The organism is Pedobacter sp. AC464 (genome assembly GCF_979253075.1).
This window is the reverse complement of record NZ_CEEDBV010000002.1, coordinates 1,058,837-1,080,662: the sequence shown is the minus strand read 5'-3', so window position 1 is coordinate 1,080,662 and position 21,826 is coordinate 1,058,837. Positions and strand designations below refer to the sequence as shown.

At 37.9% G+C, this 21,826-nt stretch carries 24 protein-coding genes; 9 read left to right on the top strand and 15 right to left on the bottom strand.

Annotated features, from left to right (window positions below):
* Nucleotides 1-693 (top strand): ABC transporter ATP-binding protein, encoded by a 693-nt coding sequence (locus AC0IWT_RS15510; RefSeq protein ID WP_056869397.1) that lies wholly within the window; start codon nt 1-3, stop codon nt 691-693.
* A gap of 175 nt (nt 694-868) precedes the next feature.
* Nucleotides 869-1,546: a YiaD family glycine zipper/OmpA-like lipoprotein gene (locus AC0IWT_RS15505; protein WP_200940305.1), complete on the top strand. Its 678-nt coding sequence runs from the start codon at nt 869-871 to the stop codon at nt 1,544-1,546.
* 153 nt (nt 1,547-1,699) lie between these two features.
* Here the strand turns inward: AC0IWT_RS15505 and AC0IWT_RS15500 are convergent, their stop codons facing one another.
* Nucleotides 1,700-2,044 carry a hypothetical protein gene (locus AC0IWT_RS15500; RefSeq protein WP_056869399.1) on the bottom strand — a complete coding sequence of 115 codons (345 nt, stop codon included), beginning with the start codon at nt 2,042-2,044 and terminating at the stop codon, nt 1,700-1,702.
* A gap of 140 nt (nt 2,045-2,184) precedes the next feature.
* Between AC0IWT_RS15500 and AC0IWT_RS15495 the strand changes: the two genes are divergently transcribed.
* The 3 genes from AC0IWT_RS15495 to AC0IWT_RS15485 are packed head-to-tail and all read left to right on the top strand — an operon-like array spanning nt 2,185 to nt 4,912.
* Nucleotides 2,185-3,210 (top strand): Gfo/Idh/MocA family oxidoreductase, encoded by a 1,026-nt coding sequence (locus AC0IWT_RS15495; protein ID WP_471797844.1) that lies wholly within the window; start codon nt 2,185-2,187, stop codon nt 3,208-3,210.
* Nucleotides 3,211-3,223: 13 nt separating this feature from the next.
* Nucleotides 3,224-3,994 carry a M90 family metallopeptidase gene (locus AC0IWT_RS15490; RefSeq protein WP_471797843.1) on the top strand — a complete coding sequence of 257 codons (771 nt, stop codon included), beginning with the start codon at nt 3,224-3,226 and terminating at the stop codon, nt 3,992-3,994.
* 18 nt (nt 3,995-4,012) lie between these two features.
* Nucleotides 4,013-4,912 (top strand): DUF6263 family protein, encoded by a 900-nt coding sequence (locus AC0IWT_RS15485; RefSeq protein ID WP_471797842.1) that lies wholly within the window; start codon nt 4,013-4,015, stop codon nt 4,910-4,912.
* A gap of 4 nt (nt 4,913-4,916) precedes the next feature.
* Here AC0IWT_RS15485 and AC0IWT_RS15480 read toward each other — a convergent pair whose 3' ends face one another.
* From AC0IWT_RS15480 to AC0IWT_RS15455, 6 genes are all read right to left on the bottom strand, one after another.
* Nucleotides 4,917-5,897, bottom strand: coding sequence for an alpha/beta fold hydrolase (locus AC0IWT_RS15480; RefSeq protein ID WP_471797841.1), 981 nt, complete (start codon nt 5,895-5,897; stop codon nt 4,917-4,919).
* Between the two features lie 363 nt (nt 5,898-6,260).
* A complete protein-coding gene (locus tag AC0IWT_RS15475) occupies nt 6,261-6,794 on the bottom strand; it encodes a hypothetical protein (RefSeq protein WP_471797840.1) in 534 nt (177 codons plus the stop codon).
* A 34-nt stretch (nt 6,795-6,828) separates the two neighbouring features.
* A complete protein-coding gene (locus tag AC0IWT_RS15470) occupies nt 6,829-7,113 on the bottom strand; it encodes a hypothetical protein (protein ID WP_471797839.1) in 285 nt (94 codons plus the stop codon).
* Between the two features lie 4 nt (nt 7,114-7,117).
* Nucleotides 7,118-7,492 carry a GntR family transcriptional regulator gene (locus AC0IWT_RS15465; RefSeq protein WP_056869405.1) on the bottom strand — a complete coding sequence of 125 codons (375 nt, stop codon included), beginning with the start codon at nt 7,490-7,492 and terminating at the stop codon, nt 7,118-7,120.
* A 17-nt stretch (nt 7,493-7,509) separates the two neighbouring features.
* Nucleotides 7,510-8,328, bottom strand: a complete 819-nt coding sequence (locus tag AC0IWT_RS15460) for a hypothetical protein (protein ID WP_471797838.1) — start codon at nt 8,326-8,328, stop codon at nt 7,510-7,512.
* A gap of 3 nt (nt 8,329-8,331) precedes the next feature.
* Nucleotides 8,332-9,159, bottom strand: a complete 828-nt coding sequence (locus AC0IWT_RS15455; protein ID WP_056870201.1) for an ABC transporter ATP-binding protein — start codon at nt 9,157-9,159, stop codon at nt 8,332-8,334.
* Nucleotides 9,160-9,433: 274 nt separating this feature from the next.
* Between AC0IWT_RS15455 and namA the strand changes: the two genes are divergently transcribed.
* Nucleotides 9,434-10,513, top strand: a complete 1,080-nt coding sequence (gene namA, locus AC0IWT_RS15450; RefSeq protein WP_471797837.1) for an NADPH dehydrogenase NamA — start codon at nt 9,434-9,436, stop codon at nt 10,511-10,513.
* 106 nt (nt 10,514-10,619) lie between these two features.
* On the opposite strand, the gene AC0IWT_RS15445 is transcribed toward namA, so the two are convergent.
* Both AC0IWT_RS15445 and AC0IWT_RS15440 read right to left on the bottom strand, forming a co-directional pair.
* Nucleotides 10,620-12,938 carry a TonB-dependent receptor gene (locus AC0IWT_RS15445; RefSeq protein ID WP_471797836.1) on the bottom strand — a complete coding sequence of 773 codons (2,319 nt, stop codon included), beginning with the start codon at nt 12,936-12,938 and terminating at the stop codon, nt 10,620-10,622.
* Nucleotides 12,939-13,055: 117 nt separating this feature from the next.
* Nucleotides 13,056-13,388, bottom strand: coding sequence for a hypothetical protein (locus AC0IWT_RS15440; RefSeq protein ID WP_157274811.1), 333 nt, complete (start codon nt 13,386-13,388; stop codon nt 13,056-13,058).
* Between the two features lie 126 nt (nt 13,389-13,514).
* On the opposite strand from AC0IWT_RS15440, the gene AC0IWT_RS15435 reads away from it, so the two are divergent.
* Genes AC0IWT_RS15435 through AC0IWT_RS15425 form a run of 3 tightly spaced genes read left to right on the top strand, consistent with a single transcriptional unit; the run spans nt 13,515 to nt 15,639 of the window.
* Entirely contained in the window at nt 13,515-13,958 is a 444-nt protein-coding gene (locus AC0IWT_RS15435) for a hypothetical protein (protein ID WP_471797835.1), read from the top strand.
* Nucleotides 13,955-14,530, top strand: a complete 576-nt coding sequence (locus AC0IWT_RS15430; RefSeq protein ID WP_471797834.1) for a TlpA family protein disulfide reductase — start codon at nt 13,955-13,957, stop codon at nt 14,528-14,530. The genes AC0IWT_RS15435 and AC0IWT_RS15430 overlap by 4 nt, the downstream gene beginning before the upstream one ends.
* Nucleotides 14,531-14,580: 50 nt before the next feature.
* Nucleotides 14,581-15,639, top strand: a complete 1,059-nt coding sequence (locus tag AC0IWT_RS15425) for a nucleoid-associated protein (protein WP_056869410.1) — start codon at nt 14,581-14,583, stop codon at nt 15,637-15,639.
* 3 nt (nt 15,640-15,642) lie between these two features.
* Here AC0IWT_RS15425 and AC0IWT_RS15420 read toward each other — a convergent pair whose 3' ends face one another.
* The 6 genes from AC0IWT_RS15420 to AC0IWT_RS15395 are packed head-to-tail and all read right to left on the bottom strand — an operon-like array spanning nt 15,643 to nt 21,736.
* Complete coding sequence (locus AC0IWT_RS15420; protein WP_471797833.1) at nt 15,643-16,989, bottom strand: DUF58 domain-containing protein; 1,347 nt, start codon at nt 16,987-16,989, stop codon at nt 15,643-15,645.
* 29 nt (nt 16,990-17,018) lie between these two features.
* Nucleotides 17,019-18,002 carry an AAA family ATPase gene (locus tag AC0IWT_RS15415; RefSeq protein ID WP_471797832.1) on the bottom strand — a complete coding sequence of 328 codons (984 nt, stop codon included), beginning with the start codon at nt 18,000-18,002 and terminating at the stop codon, nt 17,019-17,021.
* Nucleotides 17,977-19,176 carry a DUF4350 domain-containing protein gene (locus AC0IWT_RS15410; protein WP_471797831.1) on the bottom strand — a complete coding sequence of 400 codons (1,200 nt, stop codon included), beginning with the start codon at nt 19,174-19,176 and terminating at the stop codon, nt 17,977-17,979. The genes AC0IWT_RS15415 and AC0IWT_RS15410 overlap by 26 nt, the downstream gene beginning before the upstream one ends.
* Complete coding sequence (locus AC0IWT_RS15405; protein ID WP_471797830.1) at nt 19,176-19,898, bottom strand: DUF4129 domain-containing protein; 723 nt, start codon at nt 19,896-19,898, stop codon at nt 19,176-19,178. The genes AC0IWT_RS15410 and AC0IWT_RS15405 overlap by 1 nt, the downstream gene beginning before the upstream one ends.
* Before the next feature lies 1 nt (nt 19,899).
* Nucleotides 19,900-20,784: a hypothetical protein gene (locus tag AC0IWT_RS15400; RefSeq protein ID WP_056869415.1), complete on the bottom strand. Its 885-nt coding sequence runs from the start codon at nt 20,782-20,784 to the stop codon at nt 19,900-19,902.
* A 4-nt stretch (nt 20,785-20,788) separates the two neighbouring features.
* A complete protein-coding gene (locus tag AC0IWT_RS15395; RefSeq protein ID WP_471797829.1) occupies nt 20,789-21,736 on the bottom strand; it encodes a stage II sporulation protein M in 948 nt (315 codons plus the stop codon).
* Nucleotides 21,737-21,826: the final 90 nt, after the last annotated feature.

The following is a 21,826-nucleotide window of genomic DNA, read 5'->3' as shown; positions in this document are numbered from 1 at the left end:
ATGATTTTAGAAGTTAAGAATTTACAGAAAGTTTATGGCGATAAAACCGTCGTAAACATCGAAGATTTGCATATCGAAGCTGGCGAAACCGTAGGTTTGGTAGGTAATAACGGCGCCGGAAAAACAACGTTTTTTAGAATGTTGTTAGATTTAATCCGGCCAACAGCAGGAGAAGTTTTATCGAAAGGTGAAAATGTAATGCAGAATGATAACTGGAAAAATTACACCGCGTCCTTTCTCGATGAGGGTTTCCTGATAGATTATCTGACGCCCGAAGAGTATTTTATTTTTATCGGAAGTTTGCACGATTTAAGTGTGGCAGATGTTTCGGCCTACCTTAATCAATATGGAGAATTTTTTAACGGCGAGATATTAAACAGCGGGAAGTACATCCGCGATTTTAGTAAAGGAAACCAGGTTAAAGTTGGTATTGCTGCTGCCCTAATGCAAAAACCTGAAATTTTAATTCTAGATGAACCGTTCGCCAACCTGGATCCAACAACTCAAATTCGTTTGAAGAATTTACTTAAAGCACAAAGCGGAAGCATGACAACTTTTATTTCAAGTCATGATTTAAACCACGTTACCGATGTTTGTAACAGAATCATTTTAGTAGAAAAGGGAAGGGTAATCAAAGATTTTAAAACAGACGAAAATACTTTGAAGGAGTTGGAAAGCTACTTTTCTGCTTAAGGTTTTGTACTAATAATAATACATTCAAAAAGCTTCAAGATATTGAAGCTTTTTTTTGTTGTAGAAAATTATTCTTTTCAGCTCTATTGTTGCTTAATCTATTTAATATTTCGACCTAATGATTTTTGGCATTGTGTTTGAATAGGGATTCGAAGGAAATTAAACCTAAATTATTATGAATATTTCAAAAGTAAAAATAGCAACATTAAGTATAGGATTAGCAGTTGGTTCGATGGCATTTCAAAGCTGTGATAGTTTAACTAAAACACAGAAAGGTGCTGGTATTGGTGCTGCTGCGGGTGGTGTAGTTGGTGCATTAATTGGCAAAAAAGCTGGTAATACAGCGGTTGGTGCATTAATTGGTGGTGCTATTGGTGGTACTGCGGGTGCTTTCATCGGTCGTAGAATGGATAGACAGGCAGCAGAAATACAAAAAGCAATTCCTAATGCAGAAGTTATCCGTGAAGGTGAAGGTATCATCGTAAAATTTGATAGCGGAATTTTATTCGATTTCGATAAAACAGCATTAAAAGATGCAGCTAAAACAAATGTACAGAGCCTTGCAGCTTCATTAAATCAATATCCTGATACCGATATTAAAATTATCGGCCATACAGATAGCAAAGGTACTGAGCAATACAACATGGGCTTATCAGAAAGAAGAGCTGCTGCGGTTAAAGCTTATGCTGTTTCTCAAGGGGTTCCTTCGTCAAGGTTAGTTACCATTGGTAAAGGCTTTGCAGAACCAATTGCAGATAATGAAACTGAAGCTGGTCGTGCTGCTAACCGTCGTGTAGAAATTGTAATCGTTGCCAACGATGCATTGAAAAACACAGCAAAAACACAAGGATAATACTACAATTCCCTCTACCTATGAGGTCATTATATATCCAACCCCGGTGCAAAAACATCGGGGTTTTTTTATTTTAATCCAACTCAATTGCGAGTTCTGAATTAGTAAATCCTTCAGCAAAGGTTGCTAACTGTTCAGAATTGGAGAACTGCGCTACGAATAGATATCTTCAAAATAGCTTACCACCAAAGATTTCATCAGCAATTCCTGTTCCAGCATGGTATATGGCGGAATCGCTTTGACTAATTTCCAATGTGGCCATCCGTCTTGATCAAGTCCTTCCAGCTCGTAAAAACCCATTTCGCTTAACAAACGGCACGTTGCAATGTGCATTAATTCTTCTTTCTGCCGCTTGCTGTATTTTTTCGGGCCTTTGCCTAATTCCTGCACTCCAATTAAAAACAGCATCACTTTTAAATCAGGGAAGTCTGAGTCGAATTCTTTTGATATTCTTTCCTGTAAAATTTTCCACTTGCTGTTAATCTCCGCTGGTTTCATATGTGCAAAGATAAGTTTAAAATGAAGCAAGGTCAAAAACTGTATGCAAAAGCCAAAATTTTTGACTTTAAAAAGTAAAAATAAAACGTTTAAGGATTTCCTTGCGCACTGAAATATTTTTTTGGTTACATTTATAACCTATGAGTACTGATTCAAACAAGACAATTACGGCAGGATTATTGGCTTACGGCATGTCGGGTAAAGTTTTCCACGCACCGTTTCTAAATGCACACAATGGATTCACTTTAAAAGCTGTAGTTGAGCGCAGCAATAAAAACGCTGAAAGAGATTACCCAAATGTGGTAAGTTACAATAGCATTGACGAACTTTTAGCAGACGAAGAAATTGAGTTGGTAATCGTTAATACTCCAAATAATCTTCATTACGAACATGCTAAAGCCGCATTAGAACAGGGTAAACATATTCTTGTGGAGAAGCCTTTTACTGCAACAACAGCGCAGGCTGTAGAATTGTTCAATTTAGCGGATAAGGTAGGCAAGCAGATTTTTTTCTATCAGAACCGCCGTTGGGATAGTGATTTTGCATCGATAAAAAAGGTTTTAGCAAGCGGAAAACTGGGTAAATTGAATGAGATGCATTTCCGTTACGATAGATACAGAAATGTGATCGGGCCGAAAGCTTTCAAAGAAAAAGCCATCGAAGCGAGCGGCTTGTTGTATGATTTAGGTCCGCATCTGCTCGACCAGATAATTAGTTTATTTGGCAAACCCCTTAGTTACCACAAAATTTTAGGGAAAAACAGGAAAGATACTTTGGTTGATGATTATTTCTCTATTCAACTGAGCTATCCTGATAGCGTTAATGTATTTGTAACTTCGAGCATGCTCGTGGTTAACCCTCAGGCAGCTTTTGTGCTGCACGGTGTTTATGGAAGTTTTATCAAGCAAAGAGCGGATATACAGGAAGAACAGCTACTTGCGGGTATGAAACTTACTGATGAAGGTTATGGCATTGAACCGAAAGGTAAAGAAGGTTTACTAACCACCATTGATGAAGACGGGAATAAAACTGAAACACTAATACTTTCAGAGATAGGAAGTTACCTGCCACTATTTGATGCGGTTTACTATAGCTTAACCCAAAACAAACCTTACCCGGTTACCAGGCAAGACGTGTTGGTTCAATTGGAAATCATCGAAAGCTAATCGTTTTAAAATTATGAACTCTTTGCCTTTTGCGTACTTAATACCCATATTCCTCCTCGCTTTATATTTTATTCTCCGGAAAAAAAAGCCTGCTATAGACCCCTTAACTGAAACAGATAGACAAATCTTAAACGATTATGTTGGTTATTATCACCATTTGGATTCTACCGATAAGTTGAGGTTTGAACAAAGAATTGCTGAATTTTTTAGCACGGTAAAAATTGAAGGTGTTGGTGTGGAAATGACAACGCTCGATGAGTTGTTAATTGCTTCCAGCGCCGTAATTCCCATCTTTGGTTTTACCGATTGGCAATATAAAAATCTTACAAGCGTTTTGCTTTATCCTGATACTTTCAACAAAGATTTTGACTTTGAAGGCGGCGAAAGAAACATTATGGGCATGGTTGGAAGTGGTTATATGAACGGACAAATGATTTTGTCACGTTCTGCTCTAAGGCATGGTTTTTCGAAAAGTGCGGGCAAAGAAAACACGGCAATTCACGAGTTTGTGCATCTTTTAGATAAATCTGACGGCGCAACGGATGGCATTCCTGAAAACCTGATAGGACACGAATATACCTTACCATGGGTGAAAATGATGCATGAAGAAATGGAACGTATCGGGGATAATAAATCAGATATAAATCCATATGCCATTACAAATCAGGCAGAGTTTTTTGCAGTCGTTTCTGAGTATTTCTTCGAAAAACCTGAACTTTTAAAAGAAAAACACCCTGATTTGTACCATCTTAGCCGGATTTTTGCTCAACAGCCGGCTGGATAGTGAAATAAATTATTAATAATGAAACAGTTTAAAAAGCTTATTTTTTTCGTAATCCTAATTTCGTCTTTTCACACTTTTGCACAAAAGTCGTATCAGCTAAAACAAGATTATCCGCCAGGAAAAAAGTACAGCTATACAATAAGTTCTGATCAAATAATTAATCAAAAAGTTGATGGTAAGGAACTTAGCTACATCCAAAATGTGGGTACGGATTACATTTTTGATATAGCTGCTTTAAAAGGGGTCGACAAAAATATTAAAGTAACCTATAGGCGCCTAACAATAAAATCAGTTGGCATGGGTAACGAACTTATTCTCGATTCGGACAAAGATGAAGTTGGAAAAATGAATCCGTTTTCCGGTCTTAGAAATGCGAGTTTTAGCATGGTTCTGGCACCTAACGGTGCCATCAAATCTGTTTCCGGAACCGATAAAATGGTTGATAGCATTGCCTCAAAAATGACAAAAGATACCACACAATTGAAGCAAATAAAACTTTCGTTAGAAAAGCAGTTTAATGCAGAGGTGATTAGACAGACCATGGAATCATCATTCAGAATGTTTGCTGACAAGCCTGTTAAAATAGGCGAAAGCTGGATTGTAAACACAAAGGTGCAAATTACCATGCCCATTGAAACGGCAACTACCTATACCTTAAAGGAGGTGAAAGACAATGTTGCTACCCTGAGCATTAAAGGAAATTTGGTTTCGAAAGGAGATTTTGACAGTATGGGTAGTAAAATGCAAACAGACCTAAAGGGCATGAATGTTGGCGATGCTCAGATAGACATAAGAACAGGCATAATTTTAAGCAGCCATACCCGCATAGAATTGTACGGTAAAATGAAAGCTGTAAATCAGGATATTGATTTCGATATGGAAGGCATTAACAAAATAACCGGCAAGGAAATCAATTAACTTCCTATAAGCTTCCTGTTAATGCAACCAAAAACTCGGTCATAATCTCAATGTGAGGAATGTGGCCACAAGCTTCGAATTCTACTATTTTAGCGCCAGGTATTTTTACTGCGGTATTTTTTCCTAAAAATTTGTACTGACCATGTATAACTTTTTGGTCGTCGCTTAGTAACGCTTTGCCAATGATGGTTCTGTCTTCTTTACCAATAAATAAAATGGTTGGTACCTTTAGTTTCGGAAAATCATCAACAACGGGTTCATTATAAATCATGTTGTATGTTAATGCCGCCACCTTAGCATATCTTGGGTATTCTGCGCTAAAAATAACGCCTGCACCAGCGTTTACCAGCATTTCATAATCAGGTTTCCAAACCGTAAAATAGCTTTTGTAGTATTGGCGAATACTTTCAGGTGTATTTTTTAATTCCCGTTGATACTGTTCTTCAACAGTAGAAACAGGAACAAAAGTTTTATAATCTTCAAGCCCGATTGGGTTTTCGAGCAAAAGTTTATCCATTCTTTCAGGAAACATTAGTGCAAACCGGGTAGCAAGCATTCCGCCCATGCTGTGGCCTAATATTGAGGTTTTTTGCACGCCAAGTGTATCCAGTAATTTTTTACTCCAGGTTGCAAGTTGTGGAAAACTGTAATTTATTATAGGTTTAGATGAGCGGCCAAAGCCAATTTGATCTGGAACGATAACCCGAAATCCGTTACTTGCCAAGGCCCTGATTACATGGCTCCAATAATAACCGCCAAAATTTTTACCATGGAAAAGCATAACAGTTCTGCCATTTGCGGTGGTGGTTGGTGCTACATCCATGTAAGCCATTCTAATATCCTGTCCCTCAACTGTAAGTGGCAAAAATTTAACAGGATACGGATATTTAATGTTTTCTAATGTTATGGAAAGGGTGTCAACCTTTTGCGCATAAGTATTCATTGTAAATAAGGAAATCGCAATCAGGAGAAAAAAATTTTTCATGTTTAAATGTTTGGTGGCAATACAATTCACTTTCGGCCTAAAATAGCAATAATTTCAAGCTTAATGGATAGCTTAAAAACCATGCCCGTTTTTAAACCGGCCAACGAAATCACGAAATAATTTTAGTTTTTGAGCATGTTTTGGTTGATAGTGTTGTTGCCTGGTCTACCTAACACTCGTTATGATACTGGTTTTCAGCTAGCAACCGCATAACCCATGATTTCAATCTTTTGATATAATGGAGATTCCTACAAATGAACGGAGCTGTGGCGAACTGAGCACCGCAAAACTTCCCGTGAAATCAAATTTAAGTAAGCTTTATGCGCAATTTAGAAGGCATAAAGCTTACTGTTTTAAGCGTTTCTATTTGTTAAACATTGTTTTCAAAATTGCCGCAGACATGTTAACTGTTGTCGAATCGGATAAACTTCCTGACGATTTATTTACGATAATATCCTCAACTTTCAAGTTTGATTTACCTGTCGTCTTGATATAGAGGTTCTCAATTTGAAATTTCTTAGAACTGTTGTTTTCCCCTGAGATTGCTATGTCAGAATTGCCATATGCATTAACTGTCAGCGATTTACAAGAAGTCCTTTCAGATTCGAAATTGGAATTTTTGAGGTTTAGACTTACAACATCAACTTTAAGATTGTTATCGAAATTTAATCTACCAACCTTATTTAGCGTCGCATTTAGCGTTTTCATTTTTGTTTCCGAACCAATGGAAACGTCATCTAGTTCGCCTGCATCTAACTGCAGGGAATCTACATTTGCGGTCAGCGATAAACCACGCCCTTTTGCCATACTTAGCGCTATAAAGTTTGGCGAATAAATGACTATCGACGAGTAATTGCCTTTGTTATTTCCGGCATCTTTGATAGTAATTTGTAGCACGCCGTTCCCATCTGTCTCAAAGTTTATCAGGCTCTTATCGTTTTTGGAAAATTTTTATCCCTGATTTTGAGTCTTTAATTAGTTGTATGTTTAAAAATAATCCTTTCGCGTCCGTCACCTGTATTCTGGTAAACGGTTTATTTATTTCTGAACTAACAAAGCCGGCTGTTGGTGTAGCAAAGTGCTCAATTGTTTTGTTTTCTGCCCCGGCAGATTTCTGGTCAGCATAATTTAACTTCACCGTTATCGCGACCACAATAATCGGGATAATGATGAGCGCAACCGCCAATGCAATTAATATTTTATTACTTGTTTTCATGTTTTTAAGCGTTAAAATTTTCTTTAACAAATGATTCGTATTTGGTTTTGAGTTCGTCAAAACCGATATTTAGCAAGTAAATGTTTCTAAATACTACAGGCAATTCATCATCTATAAACTGCACTTTTCGGTAGCTTTTTACATTTTCAGTTGCGCTTTCATCAACAAAGAAACCAATGCCTCTTTTATTGTTTATGATGTTTTTGTTCTGTAAAAGTTCATATGTGCGCATCACGGTGTTTGGGTTTACTTCCATTTCTATGGCAAGCTCCCTAACTGAGGGCACTTTTTCATCGGCTTTCCACTTTCCCAGCAAAATATGTTCGCAAACGTAATCTGCTATTTGAAGGTATATCGCCTTATTATCTCTAAATTCCATGTTTATAGCAATTAAAATTAAACCTCTTTTTCTTTTAGACGGATATAGGTTATCGCCCAGAAAATTAATGTTAAGGTAGTTGTTATCAAGAATATCAGTAAAAATGCAAGTTGCTCATTGTTACGATGGCCACCATGGCTTACATTTACCATGTTTCTTGTTAAAAGATTTACTGATTTAAAAATGAGATAGCTTGCTGCACCTGTAAAAATCATAACTGAAATTGCTGTTTTTATATAGTGAAACCGATTGAAATAGACTGACCCGAGAAGGAAGACGCTGGTGATTAAAAACGGAACTGAAATGAAATGCAGGAAATAGTGCCTGTAATTTTCGTCACTAAAAATCTGAGCGCTTATACTTTCGGCGGGCTTTACTGAGCTTTGTTTTGCGCCATCTACTTTAAATTCGGAGAGGTGGGCGTTAATGTATTTTACAAAAGATAAATCTACCAGGTAATACAAGATTAAGTAAGTTGCTAAACTTAAAACTGCGGTGTAAAACACGCCGGCCAAAAATTTCTCAAAGGTCGATGCCGGCGTCATTAGCTCTAAAATTGCCCGCGGTTTTTGTCCGAGAAAAGCGTAATAACTGCTTGCAACCACACTGATGAAGATAAAGCCCAGTATTAAGAACAAGCCATATCTGAAGCGCATATCAAGGTTACCATCACCATCATAGTTGTTAAATTTTAATGGAGAAGGACTATTCCAGGCGTAAAATCCGATTACGACGCCAAGAATTACCAAAAGGCTAATCAAATATATCTTTCCAAAATCCAGCCATTGTCTTTTAAGCAATAAGCCAAATCTGTTTATGTTAAATGTATTGTTCATGGCTTAGTTAAATAGGGGTTTAAATTTGGTTTTTTCTGCAAGTATTGCATTAAACAAAAGCTCCATATCGAGTTTGCTTTCCTCATTATGATAATTTGGCATAACTGCATTGTAGCCAGATAAAGATGGTTCCGCATAAATGATGCTTTCATCAAGTTCCTTGACCTTTTTAAATGTCAATTTTTCTGTAATTTGTTCAACTGATGCTTTTAATGCCACATCATTTTCATCAAGCATAATTACGGTATCTATCAGGTTGTCTAAATCTCTAACCTGGTGGGTTGAAATGATGATACAACGCTCATCTGTTAATGCTGATGCCATGATTTTCCTAAACTGTGCTTTCGAAGGAATATCCAGGCCGTTTGTTGGCTCATCCATGATAACCAACTTTGCTTCTGTTGCAAGGCCGAAGGCTATTATAAACTTCTTCTTCTGGCCGTAACTCATGTTGATGAGTTTGTTGCTGGCCGGAATATCAAATTCCTTCAGTAACTCAGCAAAATAAGAATGGTTAAAGTTTTTGTAAAATGGGGCATTCGCTTTAATATAAGAATCAATTTTAACCGGCGGCAAATAAAATTCTTCCGGTATGAAGCAAATTTGCTCCAGCAAGGCCGGTTGTCGCTTCGCAGGATTGAAGCCCATCACCTCTAAAGAGCCACCTTGCGCATAAACCAAACCAGCTAAATTCTTTAACAAACTCGATTTTCCGGCGCCATTTTTTCCAAGCAAACCATAAATATGGCCATTGCTTAACTGCATGCTCATATTTTTAAATAGTGGCTTATGCTTGCTGTAGCCAAAATCCAGATTACTTATTTTTATCATCTCTACTGTATTAGTTAAATAATACACTAAATTATGTTCTATTTTTATCACTGCCAAATAATTTTGCAATTATTTTATTTGCAGTCAATTTTATAAGGCTTGTGTAAAATGTAGATTTTAATACGGATATGATAAAACATCCTTAATGTTGGAGTTGTATGTTTGTATGATAACAGGCTTTTTTGGTTTCTGTTGAAGGTTTAGCATACAATCAATGAACTACAGAAAGGTTATCCAGTTTTTTATCCAATAGGTTTATCTCTTACAAAATATTATGTCTCAATTATTCTCACCTTTAAAACTTAAAGACGTTACCTTAAAAAATAGAATTGTAATTTCTCCAATGTGTCAGTATTCTGCTGTTGATGGTTTTGCCAACGACTGGCATTTGGTTCACCTTGGGAGCAGAGCAGTTGGCGGTGCCGGTTTAATTATTCAGGAAGCCTCTGCCGTTGTGCCCGAAGGAAGAATCACTCATGCCGATTTAGGCATCTGGAAGGATGAACATGTAGAAAAGCTAAAACAAATTGTTTCCTTCATTCATGGTAATGGCGCTATTGCAGGCATTCAACTTGCACACGCAGGTAGAAAAGCAAGTTGTGATTTGCCCTGGAACGGTGGCGAACAGCTTACTGAAGGGGAAAATAGCTGGCTTCCAGTTGGTCCGTCGGCTATTCCGTTCAAGGCTGGGCAACAAAGCCCTCATGAGTTATCTATTAACGAAATTCAGGATATTGTCTTCGCATTTCGGGCTGCGGCAAAGAGAGCTTTGGATGCGGGTTACAAAGTAGTTGAAATACATGCTGCTCATGGCTATTTATTACATGAATTTTTTAGTCCGCTGAGCAATAAACGCACTGATGTTTACGGTGGCAGTTTCGAAAACCGCATTCGGCTAACCATTGATGTTGTTGAAGCTGTCCAATCTGTATGGCCAGACAACCTGCCCTTATTTGTGCGCATTTCTGCAACAGACTGGACCGAAGGTGGATGGAACGAGAATGATTCTATTCAACTTGCGGCTGTACTGAAAGATAGGGGTGTAGATTTGATTGATGCTTCATCGGGCGGAAATGTTCCGGATGCTTTTATCCCTGCAGGTCCGAATTACCAGGTTCCGTTTGCTGAAAAAATCAGGAATGAAATTGGAATATACACGGGCGCCGTTGGCGTAATTGTAGAAGCGCACCAGGCGGAGGAAATTTTAGAACAAGGTAAAGCAGATCTAATTTTCATCGCCAGAGAATCGTTACGAGATGCTTATTTTCCAACCCATGCAGCTCAGATTTTGGGCGATGAAACGGAATGGCCAAATCAATACGTTAGAGCAAAACGAGAAACGTTTAAAAAATAAAATTGTAATATGCGATAAACAGAAAATCCGGTCATTAGCCGGATTTTCTGTTTAAACTGATTTATAATTCTAACTGTCGGTTAATTCGCTCAATTTGCGCCTTGGCTTACTTAGCTAAAGTAAAAGGAATATATAAACCAAAAGTGATGTTTCTTCCTGTATTATAAACACCAAGATTTGGATTTTCATAATCGAAACGGCCAGGCTTAAATCTGCTCAGCGCATCGTAATATTTTTGGTTTAATAAATTATTCGCCGATACGGAAAGTTTTACGGGCTGTTTGCCTAAGTTAAACGTAGCGCCAACTCCGGCATTTAACAGGGTATAACCACTTGTAGGCGTTTCGAACACATCATCAACACGTGTTTGTTTAAATGCCGATTGTATGCCAACTGATAAATATGCATCGTTTGTACCTTTCAGTTTTGGCTCGAAACGTAGCTCATTTCTCAATGTTCCGGCTGGAATAAAAGCCAATGGCCTGCTTAGAGTACTGTTTTGCGCATGTACATAACCAAATGTGTTTTCGAAATGGATAAAAGAAACCGGATGGATGGTTAAACTCGCCTCTGCACCATAAAGATTGGCATTCACCTGCCCATAACGGTACACAGGATATTCATCGCCTTCAGCAGTAATGGTTTCGCCGTTATTGGAAGCATAAATAAAGTTGTGTACGTAATTATTGTAAATGCTTGCACTGGCGCTTACAATCTTGCCTTCATATTCTAATGCTGCATCAACCTGGTAGCTGCGCTCGGGACTTAAATTCGGGTTTCCAATCTCATACCGGAAAGTACCTTCGTGCACACCGTTCGAACCCAACTCTGCTGGATTTGGGGCTCTAAAAGCCGAACCTGCGTTGGCTTTAAAGTTCCATTCTTCGTTAAACTGGTGGGTAAAACCTAAGGCGCCACTAACGTTCGACGATTTATTTACGAAAGGAGCAACTTGTTCATCTCCATCAACAAATAACTGCTCGCCGGTGTTTTTTCGGAAATCGTAACGGGCACCCAGGCTAAACGTACTGTTTTCCCAATTCTTTTTCGCATAAGCGAAAACACCAACTCCGTAAGTATTGTAAGCGGGCACTAAAAATTCAACACCTTTATTCTGGCTTTTACCTGCATCGGCACTAAAACCGAATACTGGCTGCCAGCCGTTACTGGTTTGATGTATGTAGTATTTTAAATCGGCGTTATAAGTTTTCAGGTCGAAAAATAAGGATGGATCTGGTCCGTCTTCGAGCTCGCGGCGTTGATTTTGCTGGTATCCGAAGTCAGCTTTTAGGTTTCCGTCGCCGATTATAAAGTTGTTGTTTAAAGCAATTTTAAAATGCCTGATGTCCTGACGGGGATAGTCTAAATCTCTGCTTTTGAAATCTGCATTAGCAAACGGATCGCCATTTTCTTTAACAAAATTACCAGCGGCATCCAAAGTTGGTTCATAAAAACCAATGTTGTTGCGGAAGCTGGAGACATTCAAATGTGTGTATCCCCAACTTTTATTTAAGCCAACCATACCGCTTAAATCGGTTTCATTAAAACCCGAATTTGGGAAATAACCTGTGGGCGTTTTAAAGGAGTAAGCATTTTTATAAGTTCCGCGGGCTCTCCAAACAAAGCCGTTTTCATTGCCGTTTAACATAAGGGAATTTGCTGTTAAACCATTGTTTGTAGAATAATTCGTAATAAATTCGCCTTTAACCTGGCCATCAGGCGCCGAACTTGGCTCTAATAAATTGATAACACCACCTAAAGCATCTGAGCCGTACATTAAGGATGCGGCACCGCGTAACACTTCAACCCTGTCAGATTTAAATTGGTCTATTTCAATGCCATGTTCGTCGCCCCATTGTTGCCCTTGCTGTTTAATTCCATCATCCAAAGTCACGATTCTGTTGTAACCTAAACCTCTTATAACAGGTTTAGATATCGACGGGCCAGTAGTGATTTGCGAAACCCCCGGAATTTTAGTTAACGCATCAATTAAATTTGTTGATGGTTGCAGCAGCTGATCTTTACCTAAAACTGCCGCCGAAGCACTATTTCGTTTACTGGTACTGCTAATTAAGCTTCCGGTGATAACAACCTCTTTGGTTTCTATTGCGGTAGATTGCAAAGCGAAATCCAGCGAAGCTACGCTAGCTAAATTTATAACTCGGGTAGAAGTTTTATAGCCTACATAATGAACTTCTACCAAATAAACTCCTTTTGCAGGGAGGTTATTTAAAGTAAATTCACCATCGTTATTCGTTTGTGCCGTAACCTTTAAATCAGGGATGAAGATGGTAGCCCCGGGAAGTGTTTCTTTTGTAGATGCATCTGTAACTTTACCTTTAATATCTTTTAAAACGTTTGCAAAAACGGAGGTACTTAATAATGTATATAGAATTACAAGGCCTAAAAGCTGTAATTTTTTCATGATGTGCATGTTTTTTAATCGTTACGGATAGCCAAGACAACAGCAATAAGCATGATGTCTTAATATCCTATAAATAAAAATTTGTTTAACACTTAAACGTGTTCCAAGCTGAAAAAATTAGGCTGAGGGCGGTCCCCGTAAACTGGTTCGCTTCAGCTCTGCGTAGAAACTTTTAAGTACAGGTGCTGCCTGACTAAAAATTTTGGCCGAAAGGTATATTTTATAGATGTGGTGTGTGTGAACGTAATTTTTTTCGAAACCAGCATTACATATCAAGCAATTATCGGCATGTGCCTGAACGTGACTTAAATGTTTACAGTTAATTTCTTTTGTTACCACCGGAACAGGCTGGTGATGGTGAAGTAGGTTCCACGGCGTTAAGGCAATGGCAAAAACCATCAACATTAATGCTGATAGAAAACGATTGATGTTTTGCCTGTGCTTTTTCAATGCGCCAAAAGTAACAAATAGTATTCAATTATATATCTTTGAAAGGTAACATTGCTTTGATAGTGTTATCGCGATATGCGTTCCAAAAAGTTTTAGTTAGTTTACAGCATCGCTTACAAAGAAGATATGTCGTTATTCGAATGGTTTTTTGAAAAAAACAATCCCGGCCCAACAGGAAACTTTGACCGGGGTCATTATCATTTAGCCTGGCCAAGAATTTGGATAATCATCGTTGGCTTTTGTGCCTTGTTTGTTTTGGGTGTTGTTATTTATGTATTGGCTTTTAATCGGTTCCACTACTATAACGCAGTTAAGGGTATGTTAATATCCGTTTCAATTGTAGCTTACCTGGCTTTGGCATATTATATTTACCCAAAACCAGCCTTAAATAATGTTGGTTTCTTTGGCTTTATAGATAACCCTTTCAGGTATACTGATGATATCAACAGAATGTTGTTGTGGAGTCAGTTGCTTCTGCTTCCAGGTAAAATTCTAGCTATTCCAATTGTAAATTTATGGTTTATAATGCGTGCAGTTATATATAGAAAACCAGCTGACTTAAATAGATGAAACTCATTAAGAAAAACATTTTCAACACCCTCTTTATTGCGCTATTATTGATCGTGATTTTTGTGCCAGATGCAAAGGCTTTTTTGTTAAAGGGCTTGATGGAAATTGGTTTTTATCGTCCGAAAATTGAAGAGACGGCAACAGAATCGCCAGGCCTTAAAGGAATTAAGTTTAGCGATAGTAAAGGAAATACAATAGATTTAGGAGACTTAAGCGGTAAAGTTGTCTTTCTAAATTTCTGGGCAACCTGGTGCCCGCCCTGCCGTGCAGAAATGCCTTCACTAAACAAACTACATTCAGAATTTCGGAATAATCCTAACATAACATTTATTTTTGCAGATGCTGATGGAGATTTTGCAAAATCGACGAAATACATGTCTGACAGAGGCTTTGCCATGCCGGTTTTTAAAGTTGATGCAAATGTTCCGGAGCAGATTTTTTCTGGGCCGCTGCCAACAACCATAATTTTTGATAAACAGGGTAGAATATCTTTTAAACATGAAGGAGTGGCAAATTATGCCGATAAAAAGTTTATTTCCTTTATAAACAAGCTAATAGAAAGCAACGATTAAAGCTTGTAAACTGCTGCGCAATGATTTGATTATTCATTACTTTTGCCGCTATGATTTCATTTTTCGAGGCTTCGCTTAAGCAACTCTCCATTCACCACACCGGCAACAAATTAGTTGAGGAATATTACAAACTATCTGATGCGCCCTTAAAAATTGAGGATGAAATGCTGGGCAATTTGCTAATGCAATTCTTTCTTAAGCCCTTCGAAAAAGTTAACGAGGTTTATCGCTTTTATCATCCTAATGATAACCTGCAACTTAACGAGGTTTTTCATTTCGCTACAGAGATTTTTGAGAACATCGAGCACTTTCATGAAGATTCGCAGCAACTCGCAAAACATTTGTATGATGTGGCTAATCATCCAAAAATAAAATCAGGAGAACTTTACGTTGGCTATTTTGAGAAGGTGCAAATTGAAGGTGAACAACTTGATGTGATTGGCATTTTTAAATCAGAAACAAAAGACACTTATTTAAAAGTTTATCCTGAGCAGGATGGTTTTGGAATGAGTTACGAACAGGAAGCAATCAGCATTAATAAGCTTGATAAAGGTTGTTTAATTTTTAATGTTGATAGGGAGGAAGGCTATAAAGTAGTGGTTTTGGACCAGGCAAAAAGTAGTAACGACAGCGCCGTTTACTGGAAAGACGAATTTTTGAAACTCAAAATCCGCAATGATAGTTACAACCAGACAAATAATGTTTTAGGTGTTTACAAAAATTTTGTAACACAAAAAATGGATGATGAATACGAGATAAGCAAGGCAGATAAAATTGATTTGCTTAACCGCTCGATGAAATATTTTAAGGAAAAAGAAACCTTCGATATCGATGAATTTAGCAATGAAGTAATCGGGAACGCAGAAGGCATTGAATCGTTTAAAAATTACAAGAAAAATTACGAGCAGGAGTATGAATCGCCCATTGCAGATTCATTTGAAATTGCAGAATCTGCCGTAAAAAAACAGGCAAGGGCATACAAAAGTGTACTAAAGCTTGATAAAAATTTTCACATCTACATCCATGGAAATAAGGATATGATTGAGAAGGGCTATGATGACGATAAATCGCTGAATTACTACAAGGTTTATTTTAGAGACGAAGAATAATTACTAAATTTTTTGCTGTGCTTTTAACGCCATGTAACGATTAATTACGTTTACAGTTAATTTTTGAGGCGGTGTTAAAATTGAAAGTATGCCATGCTTGTTTAGTTCTAACGCCATGAGTTTTTTCTCGTAAATAAATTTTTCTGCAATGGTTTTATGGTAAATTCCTTCAACGTCTTTTGCAGGTTCAGTGCTCAAGGTTTTCAATTCTGTGTTTTCGAAAAAGACAACGACAAGTAGGTGGTATTTTGAAATCCGTTTAAGGTATGGCAATTGTCTTTGCAGGGCCGATAAACTTTCAAAGTTTGTAAAAAAAACGATCAGGCTTCGTTGTTTAATTACAGAGCGGATGGTCGCATACAGTGCGTCCATGTTGCTTTCCAGATACCTCGTTTTTTCTTTGTATAAAACCTGCATAATGTGCCCAAGCTGTGCAGCTTTTCGTTCCGCAGGCACAACAGCCCCAATGGTTTCTGATAGCGTTATAATTCCTGCTTTATCTTGTTTCAGCATTGCCACTTTCGATAGCGCAACACTTGCATTTATGGCATAATCAAGCAAACTCAAACCCTCAAAAGGCATTCTCATAACCCTTGATTTATCAATAATAGAATAAACATTCTGCGAACGCTCATCGCTGTAGGTATTTACCATTAAGCCACCCTTTCTTGCAGTAGCCTTCCAGTTTATTGTTCGGATATCGTCGCCGCCCACATAATTCTTTATCTGATCAAACTCCGAACTTTGGCCAACTTTTCTTATTTTTTTTATGCCAAATTCCGTTAGATGATTGGAAACGGCCATTAATTCGTACTGACCTAAATTGATAAACGACGGATATACAGGAAGTATCCGTGCTCCATCAAAATTATATCGCCTGTTTACCAGACCGATCAAGGTTCCGGTGTAAATCCTGATAAATCCAAAATCGTATTCGCCACGTTTGGTTGGCCGCAAATTGTAATGAATGGATTTTACATCACCAGGCTTAAGGCTTAATTCAAAGTCTTTATCGCGAAGCTGAAACTGAAAAGGCACTTCATCAATAACTCGAATGTTAACCCTAAAGCCGTAGCTGTTTTTTACCTCTATTTGTATCGGGTTTTCGTCGCCGTTGCTTAATCGCTTTGCCGTCCGCCTGTGTGCATCAATTCCACCTTTATTCCGGTATAAGATTATAATATCTAAAGCAAATAAGGTAAAAACCAGGCCTGTGGCAATTTCCGGAATTTCTCCCAGCCATCTAAAAAAGAATTTTAAAACAAAGAGCAATACACAAAGAGCCAATGCCCCAAAAAGGCGGTCGGTTAAAAAAAGATTTATGTAGTATTGCTGAAAGATTTTTTTCAAGGAATTTTTTTTAAAATGATAATTGGTGCCTACCTGGGTATTTCCAGTTTTTTGATAATTTGGTTTACGATATCAGTGGTCGTTATGCCTTCCATTTCCTTTTCGGGTGTTAATAATATCCGGTGGGCCAACACCGGTGTGGCCACTGCAATGATATCATCTGGCGTTACAAAATCCCGGTTACGTATGGCTGCCAGCGCCTTTGCGCTGTGTACAATTGCGAGTGAAGCTCTTGGTGAGGCGCCTAAGTACAGCGACGGATTGTTGCGGGTTTCGAAAACAATTTTCGCAATAAATTCCAGCAATTTTGGCTCTACAAATAGGTTACGGATAATGCCACGGGCGGCCTTAATTTGCTCTATTGATAACACAGGTTTTACGTTATCAAGCATCGTTTTATTAACCAAAGAATGTTGTGCTGTAAGGATTTGAGTTTCTTCTTCAAGTGTTGGATACTTCACTTCAATCTTAAATAAAAACCTGTCTAATTGTGCCTCGGGTAACCTATAGGTGCCTTCCTGCTCAATTGGGTTTTGGGTAGCCAAAACAAGAAATGGCTCCTCCATTTGATAAGTTGTTCCATCAATGGTAACCTGGCGCTCTTCCATCACTTCAAACAAGGCCGACTGTGTTTTTGCCGGTGCCCGGTTAATCTCATCTACAAGGATAATGTTGCCGAATATTGGCCCTTTCCGAAATTCAAAATCGCCGGTTTTGGTATTAAATATAGGAGTTCCTAACACGTCAGACGGCATAAGATCTGGTGTAAACTGCACCCTTGAAAATTGCGCAGCAATTGATTTTGCCAAGAGTTTGGCACTTAAGGTTTTTGCTACACCGGGTACGCCCTCTATCAAAATATGTCCGTCGGCAAGCAAGCCTACTATTAAAAAGTCGATTACCTGTTTCTGGCCAATTATGATGTTGCTCAACACGCTACGTATTTGTGTTACCGCGTCATTCAGCACACTTAAATCGGTTCGCTGGCTAAATTGCTCTTGTTCCTGCTCCATTAGGTTTTGTTTTTTTATAAAATTCTTCAATTATACTATTAAGGCCAATCAATTCTGTATCGCTAAAATGATCGAGCGTAGGTACCTGCATAAAATACCTTGTTAAAGTTTTAGCCAACGTTTCGTTAATACCAGTTTTTAATCGCAAAGTTTCTGCAAAATCTGTTTGTATTTCGTTTGTTTTCAGGTAATATCTGCTTCGCAAATGTTCCATCAAAAAGCTGATTTTCTTTTGCGCAATATCCAGGTTATTTCGCTGGTGGTAATATACACTGCCAACCACGTTAGCAAATTCTACTGACGTATTTGTGTAAGCATCTGCGATAGGAATAACCCGCTGCCGGCGTTTGATTTCGTAAAAAACGAAAAGCAGTAAACTAAAAATGCACAGGTAATAGGCGTTTTTCAATTCCGGATGCTTAAAGAAAACCCTCATTAAACCTTGTTCTCCAGTTTTCGGAACGGTAAAATACTCGTCGTAGATAACTGTTGTTGCGCTCTGTATGTAGCTCAAAGTTTTCCCCGCGTACTCTGCACCATATTTGTCCAGAAGGTTAAAATTGCTGTAAAATCCCGGGCCGGCAATTAAATAAAGCGAACCTTTACCAAAGTTATATTTTACATAATTAGGGCGATTTTTTGCATCAACACCCAAAACAACCGCACTTGAGGTATCTACTCTGCTGAAATATTGATCGCCTATTCCTTTTTCGAAACCATAGTTTACAACTGTTTTCAGGTTTGGATTGGTAAAGTTTAAAGAACTACCACTTTGAGAAAAAGATGAAGAGATCTTTAGTTTTAATGCTTTCTCTGCCTTTTCTCCGAGGTTGTAACTGGCAATGAAAACATCGTTTCCGGCAGACATATACTTTTTTAATTGTGCTAAATCCGCCAGCTCAATTTTTATCTCAGGGGCGATAATTATATAAGTGCTGTTGCGGTAGTTGCTACTTTTAATAGTATTGTAAATGGGTAAGGCTGATGTTTTTACACTAGCTTTTGGAAAAATATCTTTAATTCGATTGTAAAAGATATAGGTGCCATAAGGAATTTTATCTTTCTTAACGTAGGTGGGCGACCAATCTGTAGGGGTTGGTTTGTTAAACTGCGCTACGAGGTAAATTAATATCAGGATGATGCCAATGCCGAAATAAATTTTGTATCCTTTCATTAAATCCGGGCGTTGAAATGATTAAATGATTGGTTAATTGGCTCAAATTTTTGTGCATCAACAGGAAAATCACCATACCAGACATAATCAAATTGGTGGGTTAGCACGCCAAATTCGTTTTGAATTTCGGGTTTGGAAATTTCGGTAAAGTAATTGTAATTGGTTTTTTCAGGTTGCCAGTTTATAATTTCGGCGTCGCTCAGTTTTTTCAGTGTTCTTAAATACAGCAATCGAATTGCAAGGCGGTATTTTTTTTGGTCGATAAGCTTTTGAATCTCCTTTTCGTAATCAATTTGATGAATATTTTCATTTATAATATCATAAGGCAAAATCGTCTCTTTTGATTTTTTACTAAAGATGTTTTCGGTACCAACAATCTTTATCACGATATATAACAAAATTGCAACACCCAAACCAATGAAAAAATATCTCGAAAGCGGATTCGAGGCGGCGCTACCTGCAAGGTCGTTAAAGAGTCGCCAAAACCACATCCAGAACCTATCCCAAAGAGAAATATCCCTTACCAAATCGCCATCGTACTGAAATGCTGTCTGATCGGCAAAGGTTTCTAAAGCCTCTTTATCAAACTTTGCGGGTTTTAAATTTGTGCTATCCGTTTTTATGCTGTGATTTACCGATGGCATGGAATTTTGAGCATAGGCATTTGCTGATGCAAAAAGCAAACACAGTACAACGAGAAATTTGAGTGCGAAATTTGACATGTTAATATTCTTCCGGTCGGCTGTCAATTGGTTTATCGGCTGCGCCGAAATTTGAAATCCGCTCCATTAAACCAAGGCTTTCTTTTTCTTCTACCAGATTAAAATAAATTAAAGCCACAGTAATGAGTGGAAAGGTCATAAATACCTGGCAAAGGTATTGGAGCACAGTAGTTAACATGGTAAAAACAAGAGACATTTCGGGTTTTGTGGAAGAGAAAAGACCAATCATACTAACGATTGTAGTCGGCAAAACCACAAGCGTCATACAGGCATAAACGATTATCCAAATGATTACGAGCGACCCAAAAGTTAACCAAAAATTATCTTTCACAAGTTTAAAGCTTCGGCTAAATGAATAACTAAATGTGCCATTTTCTATAATCATGATTGGAAATACAATGGAGATGAATGGAAACAGCCACAAGCCAGGTAAAACGCAAAAGAGCAGCCCAAAACCCATTAATAGGGTCAGTAATAAAGTGCTGCCGAAAACTTTAAAAAAATAATATTTGAAATAACCCCAAACTTCGTCGGTGGTGGGCGTTTTATTCCCTTTTTGAACGTAAATTGCAATGTACGAAAGTATCGTAATCGTGCTACTTGCATAGCCTGCCATCGTAAATAAAATGGCGAGCCAGTATTCCCATCCCAATTGCCCACCAAAACTTAAATTACGTCTTGGCGTATTTACATCCATATTGTTAAAAGTATGCACCGCTTTGTATTGCTGTAAAAGCATAGAGAGCATTCCTGCTAAAACAAAAAGGCCACAAAAAATGAAGTAAGTTGTAAACAACGATTTAAAATTCTGCCTGATGAAGGTGAACGTGTCGTTGATAAGCTGACCAAAATCTCTTCGTTTTTTAAATTCAATAATTGAAAGCATAATGTTAGATGAGTGTTCTTTTGCTAATGCGTTTTGGGTAAATAATTACATACCAAACAATAAATATGGCCGAAACCGATAAAATAAGGGCACTTAAAAACGCCGGCATTTCGGTGTGACGGGTAACAAAACTTTCAAAAAAAGCAGCCACTACAAAAATTGGAACTAAACCGAAAACTATTTTTAAGCCATCTTTCGCCCCTTTTAATATTGAGGCCTTTCTCGTGTAAGTTTTCGGGAATAACATGCTGTTACCCAGAATCAGGCCTGCCGCACCGGCTAAAACCAGGGCCGAAATTTCCAGCGTTCCGTGTATCCATATTACCAAAACGGATTGTAAACCTAAGCCTTTACTAAAAAAGAAATATTGAAATGAACCAAGCATAATTCCGTTCCTGAAGATTGAAACGATTGCTCCAAAAGAAAAGATGATGCCCAGCACAAAAGTTAAAAGAGAAACAAAAATATTGTTTGCCCCAATCTGGATAAACATCAAAAGCGGGTTTGCTTGTTTATAAACGCCAAAAGGATCGCCTTTGGCAATATTATCATTGGTCATATTTACATACCCGTCGCCCAAAATTAAGCGTATAAAAGTATCGTCGTATTTTGCTGAAATGGCACCGATGATACATGAAACCAAAAAAAAAGCGAATGCATACATGATTTGCTTCTTATGCTCGAAAAAAAGCAAAGGCAATTCGGTTTTCCAGAAATAAACAAACCGGTTAGATTTTTCTTTCTTGTTTTTGTATACCGATTGATGCAGTTTTGAAGCCAGGCCATTAAGGTAAGCCGTTGTTTTTGAGTTGGGATAAAATGTTTTTGAATAAGCCAAATCATTTGTTATCTCTGTAAAACGATCGGCAAGCTCATCAGAATTTGCCAATGGCATTTCATCGAAGCGTTTCCACTTTTCCGTGTTTTGTTTTACAAATAAGGCTTCTCTCATCGATTTGATAAATCTTTGGTTAAAATAGGCTAATTTTTCTTAGCTACAAAAAATAGGAACTAAAACTTTGGCCATAAATTTTTGATTGCG

Bases quoted from the DNA above. Each gene is read 5' to 3' on its own strand.
- AC0IWT_RS15510 (WP_056869397.1), top strand. From the start codon at position 1: ATGATTTTAGAAGTTAAGAATTTACAGAAAGTTTATGGCGATAAAACC.
- AC0IWT_RS15505 (WP_200940305.1), top strand. From the start codon at position 869: ATGAATATTTCAAAAGTAAAAATAGCAACATTAAGTATAGGATTAGCA.
- AC0IWT_RS15500 (WP_056869399.1), bottom strand. From the start codon at position 2,044: ATGAAACCAGCGGAGATTAACAGCAAGTGGAAAATTTTACAGGAAAGA.
- AC0IWT_RS15495 (WP_471797844.1), top strand. From the start codon at position 2,185: ATGAGTACTGATTCAAACAAGACAATTACGGCAGGATTATTGGCTTAC.
- AC0IWT_RS15490 (WP_471797843.1), top strand. From the start codon at position 3,224: ATGAACTCTTTGCCTTTTGCGTACTTAATACCCATATTCCTCCTCGCT.
- AC0IWT_RS15485 (WP_471797842.1), top strand. From the start codon at position 4,013: ATGAAACAGTTTAAAAAGCTTATTTTTTTCGTAATCCTAATTTCGTCT.
- AC0IWT_RS15480 (WP_471797841.1), bottom strand. From the start codon at position 5,897: ATGAAAAATTTTTTTCTCCTGATTGCGATTTCCTTATTTACAATGAAT.
- AC0IWT_RS15470 (WP_471797839.1), bottom strand. From the start codon at position 7,113: ATGAAAACAAGTAATAAAATATTAATTGCATTGGCGGTTGCGCTCATC.
- AC0IWT_RS15465 (WP_056869405.1), bottom strand. From the start codon at position 7,492: ATGGAATTTAGAGATAATAAGGCGATATACCTTCAAATAGCAGATTAC.
- AC0IWT_RS15460 (WP_471797838.1), bottom strand. From the start codon at position 8,328: ATGAACAATACATTTAACATAAACAGATTTGGCTTATTGCTTAAAAGA.
- AC0IWT_RS15455 (WP_056870201.1), bottom strand. From the start codon at position 9,159: ATGATAAAAATAAGTAATCTGGATTTTGGCTACAGCAAGCATAAGCCA.
- namA (WP_471797837.1), top strand. From the start codon at position 9,434: ATGTCTCAATTATTCTCACCTTTAAAACTTAAAGACGTTACCTTAAAA.
- AC0IWT_RS15445 (WP_471797836.1), bottom strand. From the start codon at position 12,938: ATGAAAAAATTACAGCTTTTAGGCCTTGTAATTCTATATACATTATTA.
- AC0IWT_RS15435 (WP_471797835.1), top strand. From the start codon at position 13,515: ATGTCGTTATTCGAATGGTTTTTTGAAAAAAACAATCCCGGCCCAACA.
- AC0IWT_RS15430 (WP_471797834.1), top strand. From the start codon at position 13,955: ATGAAACTCATTAAGAAAAACATTTTCAACACCCTCTTTATTGCGCTA.
- AC0IWT_RS15425 (WP_056869410.1), top strand. From the start codon at position 14,581: ATGATTTCATTTTTCGAGGCTTCGCTTAAGCAACTCTCCATTCACCAC.
- AC0IWT_RS15415 (WP_471797832.1), bottom strand. From the start codon at position 18,002: ATGGAGCAGGAACAAGAGCAATTTAGCCAGCGAACCGATTTAAGTGTG.
- AC0IWT_RS15410 (WP_471797831.1), bottom strand. From the start codon at position 19,176: ATGAAAGGATACAAAATTTATTTCGGCATTGGCATCATCCTGATATTA.
- AC0IWT_RS15405 (WP_471797830.1), bottom strand. From the start codon at position 19,898: ATGTCAAATTTCGCACTCAAATTTCTCGTTGTACTGTGTTTGCTTTTT.
- AC0IWT_RS15400 (WP_056869415.1), bottom strand. From the start codon at position 20,784: ATGCTTTCAATTATTGAATTTAAAAAACGAAGAGATTTTGGTCAGCTT.
- AC0IWT_RS15395 (WP_471797829.1), bottom strand. From the start codon at position 21,736: ATGAGAGAAGCCTTATTTGTAAAACAAAACACGGAAAAGTGGAAACGC.